Source organism: Glutamicibacter sp. 363, from assembly GCF_052379505.1.
Classification (GTDB): Bacteria; Actinomycetota; Actinomycetes; order Actinomycetales; family Micrococcaceae; genus Glutamicibacter.
On sequence record NZ_JBQSYR010000050.1, the window covers coordinates 1 to 11,303 of the forward strand.

Below are 11,303 nucleotides of genomic sequence, written 5' to 3' on the forward strand. Positions count from 1 at the left end.
TAGGAGGTTACCGCGTGAAGAATCTAGCCCCGCTCGTTATAATCGCCGCTCTCGCCCTTACCGGTTGTGCTCCAAACGCTTTAGAAGTTGCTCCCGGCCCCTCGGTCATGCCAGCAGCGGAACCCGTAGCTGTCGAGGACGTTAGGCAGGTGTGGGCAGATGAGCAAATAAACGATTGGCTGAGTTACAACAGCGCCAGTAGCATCGAAGCACTCAGCGCGCCAGCCTATTTCGTTGACTCGTGGGAATCCCCCGAAGAGGGCGTATTGATCGTGCGCACTAAAGACGGTGCTCACTCGAAAGTCAGCCTAAGCATGGTCGCCTCTAGCATTCTCACCGGGGCGAAAGAGGTCAATACGATTACCGCTATCAACGAATTCGAGAAGATAGAAGCCACTCTCACGCGAGTATCTTAAATAGAAAAATCGGCCCGGCCAGATCGAGAAGATCAGACCGGACCGATTGGTTTTCTAGCGAACGCTATTCACCCACCGCGGGATAGCTTCGGCCATCCCGCGGGAAAGCCAGCTTGGAGGCGGTGGATGTAATGCCAGCCAGTTGCCGCGTAAATGTAGGAAGTTAGCGTTCCCCATGTTAGCTCTCCGGCGTTACCGTCCACCGCATAGGTGCAGTACTTTGGGGCAGCGCCGTTGTCGAGTCGGCGTTCTCGACGATCAAAAACGAGATGTACCGTCATCGGGCGTTTACGAGCCGGGTTGCGGCACGTACCGCGGCCTTGGAGTTCATCGAGGTTTGGTACAACAGGAAGAGTCCGCACACGAGCAATGGCGTGCTGAGCCCTCAGATGCTCCTCGACTGGTATTGGGGGCAGTATTCTTTGGCCCTCGTGGCCTGAGTTTAATAAGAAACGATCAAAGATCGTGTCTCAGAAACTTTACCAGCTCAAGTACGCCGCGCTCATGGCGCAAGCGGGAATTGAGGTGATGATTATTTCCAAGCGGCTGAGCCATTCGACCATCGCGGTAACGAGCAACTTCTATGGACATCTGATGCCGAGTGTTTCACGCAAGGCAACGTCGAAGGTGTCGCAGCTGATGGGTGCAAAAAGCACCGATGTTCACACATTGCACACACAAGACCAGATTTTGGGCCCAAAAAACGCCCTTGCCGAAACCATAAATGATTCTGACAAGGGCGTTTGGCCGAGCCCCCTGGCGGATTTGAACCGCCGACCTGCTCTTTACGAGGGAGCTGCTCTACCCCTGAGCTAAGGAGGCCGATACCTGAAAACAGGCACCTCGTTACTTTATCTGAGTACTCGAGAGATCGTCAAAACGAGCTGTTCCTGTGAAGCTTTAGAATCAGCACACGGTGCCGTCTTCGGGCGCCTTGCCCTCGATTAAGTAAGCATCAACCGCCTCGGTGACGCAGTCATTCGAACGACCATAGGCGGTGTGGCCATGCCCTTCAAAAGTCAGCAACGTCGCGCTGGACAATTGCGAGGCCAGCGACTGCGACCATTCGTAAGGCGTCGCGGGATCCCCGGTTGTTCCGACCACCAAGATCTCGCCGGAGCCCTGCGCCTGCAGCTCTGCAGGCAGTCCAGTCGCGTCATGCTCCCACTCGTTGCAGGTGATTGCACCGTAGGAAAGATATTTCCCTAGGGTGGGTGCTACGCGCATTAGCTCTTCGGCTTCGGTCTGCATCGTGGCTGGGTCTGCATCCATTGGCCGGTCCAGGCAATTGATAGCCACGAACGCGTCGGACGAATTCGACGTGTAGGTGCCATCTTGGCTTCGGTCGCTGGCGAGGTCTGCAAAGAGCAAGACCTGATCTACATCGCCTTCCATAGCTTCACGCATGGCAGTGGTCAGGATCGGCCAGCTCGAATTGTCATAAAGCGGAACGATGAAGCCGTTGATGAAATCGATAATCGGGACGGTTCGGCCGTCGCTGGACACGAGAGGTTCATTTTCGATTTGAGCAAAGAACAGTTGCAGTTGCACCTTGGCTTCCTCAAGAGTCCCGTCAAATGGGCATTCTTCACTCTTCAGACAGCTTTCGAGCCAGGCATCGATTTCTCGCTCAAATCCCACGGCCTGTGCCCTGTTCACCTCGGCGGATGAAACTGCGGGATCCATGGCGCCGTCTAAGACGAACCCGCCAACCCGCTGCGGAAAGAGCTCCGCGTAGGTGGCACCGAGGAATGTGCCGTAGGAGAAGCCGAGATAATCGAGCTTTTCGTCTCCAAGGACGGCCCGGATGATGTCCAGATCTTTAGCCGCCGAAACGGTGTCCACGTGTCCTAGCAAATCCCCGGTATTCTGCGCGCACTCCTTGGAGTATTCCCTAGTTTGCTTGATGATTTCTTCTCGGTCTTCAGGAACCCATGCGCGTAAGTTCTGTTGCCGGCTCAGGTCGGTTTGCTCATCTGTCTGACATTTCACCGGGGAGCTCTTGCCTACGCCACGTGGGTCGAAACCGATCGTATTGAACTCACGCTGCAGATCATTGCTGAAAATATGGGGCACACTATCGGTGACCATGCCGAGGCCTGACCCTCCCGGGCCGCCGGGATTCACCAGGAGGTTTCGTTTCGCACCTTCCGAAGCACGTCGATTCAGCGCAAGGTCAATGTCCTCTTGCCCGGGGTTTTCATAGTCCAAGGGCACCTGGATAGTCGCGCACTCCACCGTGCTGCCACATGGTTCCCACGTCACGTCTTGATCGTAGTATTTGGCGAGTTCGCCCTGGGCTTCAGGAGCCGCAGCAGGCTGGGAATTGGTGGCCGAGGGGGCCGCTTCGGTATCGCTCGGCCCGGAGCCAGCGCAGGAAACCAAGGCGAGGGACAACGCCGCGCCCAGTGACGCGAACCGGAGCAGGGAATTACGTGCAGTCACTTTTGCGTCTCCTGTTGAAGTTGGGTTTCGGTTGTGGCAACTGCTGATCTAGCGACGGCCTGGCTTTGGAAGCAGCCGGGCCATGAGCGCCTCAAGGGCGATCAGTTGATTTACGTTGGCAGCTAAGCGCTGACGCGTTTCGTTGATTGCATCAAGCTGGGCGAGTGTCTTCTCGCTGGGTTGCGCCGCTGCGTAGGCTTCTAGCTTCGAGCGGAGGTGTTCGTTGATGAGATCTATACCCGAATGCAGCTGCAAGCTAAGCACATCTCGGAAAAAGGTCGTCAGGTCTATCAAAGTGCGGTCTAAGGAATCAAAAGTAGCGCGCCTGGCGAAACGCTTGGCATTTTCCTCCAGGGCCTTGAACTGCCCGCGCAGTCCCGGAGGAATATTTTCCTCTTCGCCCAAGCCATTTGCGTGGCGAAGCTCGGCAACCTGCGCGTTGAGCTGCGAACCGGTCATGGCTTCGGCATGCTCGCTAGCCAACGCAGAGATGTCTGCCGCGGCAGACATCGCGTGGGGGAGGGTAGAGAGCCGCAGCGGCAGCGTGACGACCTTTTCACGACGCTCGCGAGCCTTTTCATCTCGTGCCAACATACGGGCAACGCCAATATGGGACTGCGATACTCGCGCGGCAAACTCTGCCATCTCCTGTTCCAAGCCGTCGCGACGCACCAAAAGTTCGGCCACCTCCGCGGCCGCAGGTACCGACAGGTTGACCGCGCGGCAGCGCGAGCGGATGGTCACCAGCACGTCGGCCGGCGAGGGTGCACAGAGGATCCAGATCATCTGTGCTGGCGGTTCCTCGATGGCCTTCAACAGCACATTGGTGGTGCGTTCGGTCATGCGGTCTGCATCTTCGATGATGATGATGCGCCATTTGCCGTTACCGGCACGTTCTTGGGCGCGAGTGATCAGATGCCGGACATCTTCGATCTGATAGGCGACCTTGCTAGTGGAAACGAAAGAAACATCTGGATGGTTGCCCGCCATTACTTTCTTGCATGCATCGCACTGTCCGCAGCCGGCTGGAGTTTGCGTACATTGCAAGGCCGCGGCGAACGCACGGGCCGCGGTGGTCCTTCCAGAACCTGGAGGACCGGTCACCAGCCAAGCGTGTGTGGGGTTACCTTGATCAACCTCGGAAATCAGCGAGTCGACCACACGCTGCTGACCGGCGAGCTCGGCAAATACCGGCCGGCTCACAACAGACCTGCAAGGTGCGTCGTGATTTCCCGTTGGAGCTGCTCAACGCTGCCTGTCGCATCGACCACCAGATAACGCTGTGGATCCTTGGCGGCAAGTTCGAGGAAGGCACCGCGGATGCGTTCGTGGAAATCATCTGGTTCGGCTTCCAGCCGGTCCGATTCCTCCACCCCGCCGCTGGCAGCGATTCGCCGAGCGCGACCATCCGCGGCAGAGATATCGAGGATGATCGTGGCATCTGGTTTCAAACCGGTGGTCGCAAAGTCATTGATGGCCGAGACAGCAGCAAACCCGAGGGAGCGGCCCATGCCCTGGTAGGCCAGCGAAGAGTCGACAAATCGGTCGCAAATCACGTGGGTACCCTCAGCGAGCTTTGGAGCGATGAGCTGTTGCACGTGGGCGGCGCGGGCCGCCGCATAGATGAGAGCCTCGGTGCGTGAATCGATGTCGCCGTGACCGTGTTCGAGCACCAAGGAGCGTAGTTTTTCGCCGATTTGGGTACCACCGGGTTCCCTTGTGGTCGCTACGCGGGCACCACGATTTTCCAGCCACTGACGGGTCATGGCCACCTGCGTGGACTTGCCGCCGCCGTCGCCGCCTTCAAAGACGATAAACAGGCCGCGCTGGGATGCAGTCGAATCGATACTCACACCTCTACCCTAACTAACCGGGGTCGGGAAAAAGGACAGATTCCCGGGCTTCTGGCCAAGAGTGACGAACAAGCCGGGTAACACGGGCGGACATGCACGTAAACGCTTGTGCATTGCGCTGCTATGCGGGCGTAATCTGGTGCTCATGAGCCAACTGCCAGAATCAGCTGCCGAAGCACAAACTTGGGACCCGAAGACGCTTATCGTGGCCGGGGGACGTCCTGCGCACACCAATGACGGCCCGGTGAATCATCCGATCACGTTCACCTCGACCTACCACTCGCACGGGCTCGCCGGCGCCGGGGACCGCGTGTACGCCCGGTTCTCCAACCCCAGCTGGGACCCGTTCGAAGAAGTCTTGGGTCAATTGGAGCAGGCACAATATCCGGCCTTAGTGTTTTCTTCCGGTATGGCGGCGATCTCTGCGGCGCTGACCCTGGTGCCCGAGGGCGGCGTGCTGGTCTTGCCGCAGCATTCCTATAACGGTTCGTTGGGGTTGAGCGCTGAACTGCAGGCAGCCGGACGCTTCAGCGTGCGAGCTGTGGATGTGGCAAATACCGATCAGGTGCTGCGCGCGATGGACGGTGCCGACGTGCTGTGGCTGGAATCTCCAACAAATCCGATGCTTGAGGTTGCGGATCTTCCCGCGCTGTTGGCGGCAGCCAAGACCTCGGGTGTGCTCAGCATCGTTGACAACACCTTTGCCACCCCGCTATTGCAACAGCCTTTGACCTTGGGAGCGGATCTAGTGGTCCACTCGGTGACCAAATATCTGTCGGGTCATTCGGACTTGATCCTCGGCGCGGTGGTCACCAACGACGGGCAATTGCATAGCAAGCTGCACGGGCACCGCACCTTGCATGGAGCCATCGCCTCGCCAATGGACGTGTTCCTGGCCCTGCGAGGGGTGCGTACCTTGTCGGTCAGGCTCGAACGCTCGCAGGCAAACAGCCAAATCCTGGCCGAGCGGCTGGCCGCGCACGCGAAGGTGAGCGCAGTACGCTACCCCGGTCTGCCTACGGATGTCGGGTATCAGCGGGCCACCGAGCAAATGAGCGGCTATGGTTCGGTGATTTCATTTACCGCAGGTTCAACCGCCAAGGACGCGGACCGGATGATCGAAGAGCTCCGCCTGATCACCGGCGCCACCTCGCTGGGCGGAGTGGAAACTCTGGCCGAGCGCCGGGCGCGCCACGCGAATGAACCCGCCACCGTGCCGGAAAACTTGATCCGGCTTTCGGTGGGTATCGAAGCCGTGGAGGATCTGTGGCGGGATCTTTCCGGAGCCCTTGAACGAATCTGAAGACTCACGATCCGTAGGCCGGGGGACGCGCCGGAGAGAAAGGTAGAGTGTAGATATGGACTTGGCACGAATAATCGAGATGTACTTGATGTATGCGCTCAGCATTGTTGTCGGCGTGGTCGCCGTCTGGGCATTGATCGATTGCCTGCGCCATCAGGCGTCGCGGTTTACCCAAGAAGGTAAACGCACCAAGGGCTGGTGGATGGCATTGACCGGCGGCGCCACCATCATTTCGGTGCTGATGGTGCTTTCCGGCCCAGCCAGCAGTGGCGGCTTCCTGCAGCTGATCGCGGCCTGTGTAGCCTGCGTTTACCTGGCAGATGTCAAGCCCGCGGTCAGCGGCCAGAGCGGCAACTGGTACAACTAAGGCCAACAAGCTTTTCAACGCCTCGGACTTCGTCATGCGAAGACCGAGGCGTTGTTTTTTGCTGACATGTCTTAACTTTCGGCTACGCGGTGCATCGCATTGGATAGGATGGAATGTATGACCCATACTTTGATCTTGCTTCGCCATGGGCAGAGCGAATGGAACGAAAAGAATCTGTTCACCGGTTGGTACGACGTGAACCTGACCGAAAAGGGACGGGCCGAAGCCGCTCGTGGCGGCGAGCTGCTGGCTGAAGCCGGCTACAAGCCAGAGGTGCTTCACACCTCGCTGTTGACCCGCGCGATCACCACCGCTAACCTCGCACTGGAAACGGCTGGTCGTTCGTGGATCCCGGTCAACCGCAGCTGGCGCTTGAACGAGCGTCACTATGGTGCGTTGCAGGGCAAGGATAAGGCGCAGACGCTGGCCGAGTTCGGCGAAGAGCAGTTCATGCTGTGGCGCCGCAGCTACGACACCCCGCCGCCGGTCCTGGACGATGCTTCGGAATTCAGCCAGGCAACTGACGAGCGTTACGCGGACCTGGGTGACCAGGCGCCACGCACCGAGTGCCTCAAAGACGTGCTCGAGCGCATGCTTCCGTATTGGGAGAATGAGATCAAGACGGACCTGTCCGCAGGCAAGACCGTCATGGTCACCGCGCACGGCAACTCGCTGCGTGCGCTGGTCAAGCACCTGGACGGCATCAGCGACGAGGCCATTGCCTCGCTGAACATCCCGACCGGCATTCCGCTGGTGTACGAACTGGACGAGAACTTCCAGCCAATCACCGCTGGTGGAACCTATCTGGATCTGGAAGCTGCCGCAGACGCGATCAAGGCAGTCGCGAATCAGGGGCGTAAGTAGTACGTTCTGAGTTTTTATGGGGCGCACCAGCGCCGGCACTTTTGGGTGTCGGCAGCGGTGCGCCTCGTCGTTTCTTAAGCGCAAAGTTCAAATGAATGTCAGGCTGTGAGCGAAACAACGACACAGGATTGTGTTTTTGGCATTAGTATGCTGTAATCTCCTATTTCGAATAGGCTCAATGGCTCACGTTAGGAATGCAATTCGTGGCAACTGATTACGATGAAGTCCGCCCGGACGTTGCCGAGGCGCGCAAGGCTTCTCTAGACGCGGTTAAGTCCGCAAACGCACCAGACGCGAAGAGCGTCGTGCGAGAGCTCGACGAGGCCGATCACACCGACGGCATGGACCTTCCAGGCGCAGACCTGTCCAATGAGGAACTGACCGTTACGGTCGTCCCGCAGAAGGAAGACGAGTTCATCTGCGGCTCGTGCTTCCTGATCCGCCACCGCTCACAGCTAGTTCGTGAAGAGGGCATTGTAGGTTTCTGCGTCGAGTGCGAAGGCTAAAGCCGGAAATACTCTAGCCTCCGGCATGTCCGGGGGACGCACGCAAGAAGGGTGGGACACCGATACGGTGTCCCACCCTTAATGCGTTATCTTCTGACTCTCGGGTCGCTTAGAACCAACCACTAGATATTTTGGCGACCTTAGGGGTTCCGCTATCCCACTCGATAGTGCCGCGGAAGGTTGTCTCCAGATCTTTCGTTTCGTATTCGTAGTACTCGGTGTCGTTCTTCTTGTACTTGAACTTGGTGCTTTGCGCGATGAAACTCTTCTGGCTCAGGCTTTCCAGGCCGCCGGCCGGCTCCGTCAACTTCATCGATGCGAGATCTTTCTGGCGTAGCTCGTAGGGACAGCCATCCGCCATATTCGTAGGAGGCGTGACACACGCCGTTGCGAAGTCCTGCACGGCCTTCAACGCGAGTTCGTTCGTGGCGGAAGATAGCTCCTGGGGAATCTCCACATGTGCGTTGCCGTCAACGCTGGAGGTGAGGCGAAGCGGTTCGGTTGATGCGGCGATGAAGTCCGTGGACTTTCCCTTGACCTCATAAATTCCAGGGAAGGCAAAGAACTCGCCACTGGAATTTTCCTGCTCTGCGAATGCTTAATAGGAAGTAATTGGCCATGTAGCTCGTAGTGACTATATATTTCTGTGAACCGCCAGGCAGGGCTGTTGCCCTGGAACGTGACTAGCGGTAGGCAATAGACTTTGACGCCCGCAAAAATGGCCTTGGGCCGGTGAGAAAATCACCGGCCCAAGGCCATCGACGTATGTCGGCGCTAGTGCGCTAACTTGCGGAGCTTAGAACTCTGCTGGATCCCATTCGCCGGTTACCAAGTAGGTCACCTTGCGGGCAACGGAGACGCCGTGGTCGCCGAAGCGCTCGAGATAGCGGCTGGTGAGCGACACATCCACGGTGGTCGGCGCCGTCTCCTCCCATGCATCGTCGGCGATCACGGTGAACACACTGGCATGCAACCCGTCCAGCTTGTGGTTCAATTCGATAATTGCCCGGGCAATTGCCAAGTCACGAGTTTCGAGCAGCTGGCCGACTTCCTTGGCGATCTGAATGTCGATCTCTGCCATCTGTGCGAATGTGTCGGAAATCTGCGCGGGGATCGCCGGGTTCGGGAAACGCAGGCGGGTTAGCTGGGCTAAGTGCCGCGCCAGGTCTCCCATGCGCTCTAGCGAAGCGCTCATGCGCAGCGAGCCAACGATCATGCGCAGGTCCGAAGCCACCGGCCCTTGGAGTGCCAAGGTGTCGATGGCGCGCTCGTCGAGCTGGTTCTGCAGGAAGTCGATCTTCGCATCGGCTGCGATAACTTCCTGAGCCATATCAACATCGGCGTTTGCCAGCGATTCCCATGCACGGTCCATCGCGGTGGCGACCAGCTTGGACATCTCGATCAGCTCTTCACCGATTTGCTGCAGATCTGCCTGAAATACCTTGCGCATTGAAGGTCCTTTCGAGTTACGGAATCCCACACCCTGGTTTTGGGCATGACGGAGGGTCTGCCTCCACCTTGTCAGCGGGTTATTAACGAATATCCCACGGAAAGTGAACGTTTGGTGAATAGGATAGCGAAAAGTCCTATTTCGCGTCATTTGAGACCAGCCCCCAGTGCGTTGGAAGCTAGTCTGATTATGTGAACGAAGTAATTTCGACCCTGCTCGCCGGCCTGCTCGGTTTGACCTTGGGACTTGTCGGGCTAGCCGCCTACCGTTTCTCGCAGCGGCGTGCCTCCGGCCTCCCCGATGTTGACGAACCGGTGCTGCCCGAAGGTGCCGCCTCGGTGCTTTCGGTCATTGGCCGCGCGTTCGTGATCCTGGACGACGTGGATGGAGTGGTTCGCGCCAACCCCGCCTCCTATGCCTACGGGCTGGTACGCGGGCATACGCTGGTCCACGAGGAGCTGGCGACGCTGGTGCGTCAGGTACGCGCCGACGGGGTGATCGCCGAGAGCCAGTACGAGCTGCAGCGGGCAACCTTGGGCGCCGGACAGCTGATCGTGCACGTACGTGTCGCGCCGTTGGGTGATGAGTACATCCTGCTGCTCGCCGATGACCGCACCGAGATCACCCGCACCGAGGCCATGCGCAATGACTTCGTGGCCAACGTGTCGCATGAGTTGAAAACCCCGGTGGGCGCGATGTCTTTGCTGGCCGAGGCGATCAATGACGGCGCCGATGACCCGGTAGCGGTACGCCGCTTCTCCACTCGGATGCAGAAGGAATCCCGGCGCCTGGCCGCACTGGTCCAGGACATCATCGAACTCTCCCGGCTGCAGTCCAGCGACTCCATCCTGTACGGGGCCGACGTGGTCATCGAATCGGTGATCAGCGAGGCGGTTGACCGCAACAAGCTGCTTGCCGAGGAAAAGGGAATCAGCATTACCGTGGGCGGTCATCTCGATGCCGCGATATACGGCGATGCGGATCTGCTGATGACTGCCCTGCGCAACCTTATCGACAACGCGATCCGCTACTCACCGCCAAACACCACCGTGGGTGTGGGGCTGCGCCAGCGTGACGGCTACGCGCAGATCTCGGTCACCGATCAGGGCCCGGGCATCTCCGCCGAAGAGCAGGAGCGCGTCTTCGAACGCTTTTACCGGGTGGATGGAGCACGCTCACGGCAGACCGGCGGTACCGGACTGGGGCTGAGCATCGTCAAGCATGTGCTGGCCAACCACGGCGGCGAGGTATCGCTGTGGTCGCAGCCCGGGCAGGGTTCCACGTTCACACTCAGACTTCCCATAGTGGATGAAGAAGGGGCCGAGCCATCGGAATTGGCCACCGATACGACGAAGGATAAAGCGAACGCCACGCGTGTGGCGGATCGTGAAGGAGGACGCCGATGACCCGCATATTGATCGTTGAGGACGAAGAGTCGCTCTCGGACCCGCTTTCTTACCTGTTGGAACGTGAAGGTTTTGAGGTGCGCATCGCCGACGACGGTATTGTGGCTGTCACCGAATTTGAGCGCCACGGCGCCGATCTGGTGCTGCTGGACTTGATGCTTCCCGGACAACCGGGCACCGAGGTGATTCGCCAGATCCGCGCCACCAGCCAGGTCCCTGTCATCATGCTCACCGCCAAGGACTCCGAGATCGATAAGGTGGTGGGTCTCGAGCTCGGCGCGGATGACTACGTCACCAAGCCGTACTCCTCGCGTGAATTGCTGGCCCGCATTCGTGCGGTGCTGCGCCGACAGGGTGAAGTCGAGGAGCTGATCACCAATGTGGTCACCGCCGGACCTGTGCGCATGGATGTCGAACGCCATGTGGTTTCGGTCAGCAATACCGAGGTCGCGATGCCGTTGAAGGAATTCGAGCTGCTCGAAATGCTATTACGCAACGCAGGTCGTGTGCTGACCCGTGGCCAGCTGATCGACAGGGTCTGGGGCAGCGACTATGTGGGGGACACCAAAACCCTCGACGTGCATGTCAAGCGTCTGCGTTCGAAGATCGAGGAAGACCCTGCGGTCCCAGAGCATCTGGTGACGGTACGCGGGCTCGGATACAAATTCGTCGCTTAGCCCGTCACTGAACTAG

The 11,303-nt window shown here is 58.8% G+C and carries 11 protein-coding genes, 1 tRNA gene and 2 pseudogenes; 8 read left to right on the forward strand and 6 right to left on the reverse strand.

Annotation, left to right across the window (positions count from 1 at the left end; genetic code table 11):
• Together ACT3UA_RS18290 and ACT3UA_RS18295 are read left to right on the forward strand one after the other, a co-directional pair.
• A pseudogene (locus ACT3UA_RS18290) lies at positions 1-416 on the forward strand (hypothetical protein); the annotation flags it as partial.
• A gap of 215 nt (positions 417-631) precedes the next feature.
• Positions 632-856, forward strand: a pseudogene (locus ACT3UA_RS18295) (integrase core domain-containing protein); the annotation flags it as partial.
• Between the two features lie 310 nt (positions 857-1,166).
• Here the strand turns inward: ACT3UA_RS18295 and ACT3UA_RS18300 are convergent.
• The 4 genes from ACT3UA_RS18300 to tmk form a co-directional block, all read right to left on the reverse strand.
• Positions 1,167-1,238, reverse strand: a tRNA-Thr gene (locus ACT3UA_RS18300).
• An 84-nt stretch (positions 1,239-1,322) separates the two neighbouring features.
• Positions 1,323-2,861 carry an alpha/beta hydrolase gene (locus tag ACT3UA_RS18305; protein ID WP_255248308.1) on the reverse strand — a complete coding sequence of 513 codons (1,539 nt, stop codon included), beginning with the start codon at positions 2,859-2,861 and terminating at the stop codon, positions 1,323-1,325.
• Between the two features lie 48 nt (positions 2,862-2,909).
• Positions 2,910-4,064, reverse strand: a complete 1,155-nt coding sequence (locus ACT3UA_RS18310; protein WP_096283060.1) for a DNA polymerase III subunit delta' — start codon at positions 4,062-4,064, stop codon at positions 2,910-2,912.
• The gene (gene tmk / locus ACT3UA_RS18315; RefSeq protein ID WP_096283061.1) at positions 4,061-4,714 is read right to left on the reverse strand and encodes a dTMP kinase; all 654 of its coding nucleotides are present in this window, start codon (positions 4,712-4,714) and stop codon (positions 4,061-4,063) included. The genes ACT3UA_RS18310 and tmk overlap by 4 nt, the downstream gene beginning before the upstream one ends.
• Before the next feature lie 145 nt (positions 4,715-4,859).
• On the opposite strand from tmk, the gene ACT3UA_RS18320 reads away from it, so the two are divergent.
• The 4 genes from ACT3UA_RS18320 to ACT3UA_RS18335 all read left to right on the forward strand — a co-directional run bounded on the left by ACT3UA_RS18320 (position 4,860) and on the right by ACT3UA_RS18335 (position 7,754).
• Positions 4,860-6,017: a trans-sulfuration enzyme family protein gene (locus ACT3UA_RS18320; RefSeq protein WP_096283062.1), complete on the forward strand. Its 1,158-nt coding sequence runs from the start codon at positions 4,860-4,862 to the stop codon at positions 6,015-6,017.
• 55 nt (positions 6,018-6,072) lie between these two features.
• A complete protein-coding gene (locus ACT3UA_RS18325) occupies positions 6,073-6,384 on the forward strand; it encodes a DUF2516 family protein (protein WP_096283063.1) in 312 nt (103 codons plus the stop codon).
• 117 nt (positions 6,385-6,501) lie between these two features.
• A complete protein-coding gene (locus ACT3UA_RS18330) occupies positions 6,502-7,248 on the forward strand; it encodes a phosphoglyceromutase (RefSeq protein WP_096283064.1) in 747 nt (248 codons plus the stop codon).
• 203 nt (positions 7,249-7,451) lie between these two features.
• Positions 7,452-7,754 carry a DUF4193 domain-containing protein gene (locus tag ACT3UA_RS18335; RefSeq protein WP_096283070.1) on the forward strand — a complete coding sequence of 101 codons (303 nt, stop codon included), beginning with the start codon at positions 7,452-7,454 and terminating at the stop codon, positions 7,752-7,754.
• Between the two features lie 109 nt (positions 7,755-7,863).
• Here the strand turns inward: ACT3UA_RS18335 and ACT3UA_RS18340 are convergent, their stop codons facing one another.
• Both ACT3UA_RS18340 and phoU read right to left on the reverse strand, forming a co-directional pair.
• Positions 7,864-8,211, reverse strand: a complete 348-nt coding sequence (locus tag ACT3UA_RS18340) for a hypothetical protein (protein WP_096283065.1) — start codon at positions 8,209-8,211, stop codon at positions 7,864-7,866.
• Positions 8,212-8,550: 339 nt separating this feature from the next.
• Positions 8,551-9,204, reverse strand: coding sequence for a phosphate signaling complex protein PhoU (gene phoU / locus ACT3UA_RS18345; RefSeq protein WP_096283066.1), 654 nt, complete (start codon positions 9,202-9,204; stop codon positions 8,551-8,553).
• Positions 9,205-9,395: 191 nt separating this feature from the next.
• Here phoU and ACT3UA_RS18350 point away from each other — a divergent pair, with 191 nt between their 5' ends.
• On the forward strand, positions 9,396-10,610 hold the full coding sequence (locus ACT3UA_RS18350; RefSeq protein WP_096283067.1) for a sensor histidine kinase: 1,215 nt from the start codon (positions 9,396-9,398) through the stop codon (positions 10,608-10,610).
• The gene (locus ACT3UA_RS18355) at positions 10,607-11,287 is read left to right on the forward strand and encodes a response regulator transcription factor (protein WP_096283068.1); all 681 of its coding nucleotides are present in this window, start codon (positions 10,607-10,609) and stop codon (positions 11,285-11,287) included. The genes ACT3UA_RS18350 and ACT3UA_RS18355 overlap by 4 nt, the downstream gene beginning before the upstream one ends.
• The last annotated feature ends 16 nt before the right edge of the window (positions 11,288-11,303 follow it).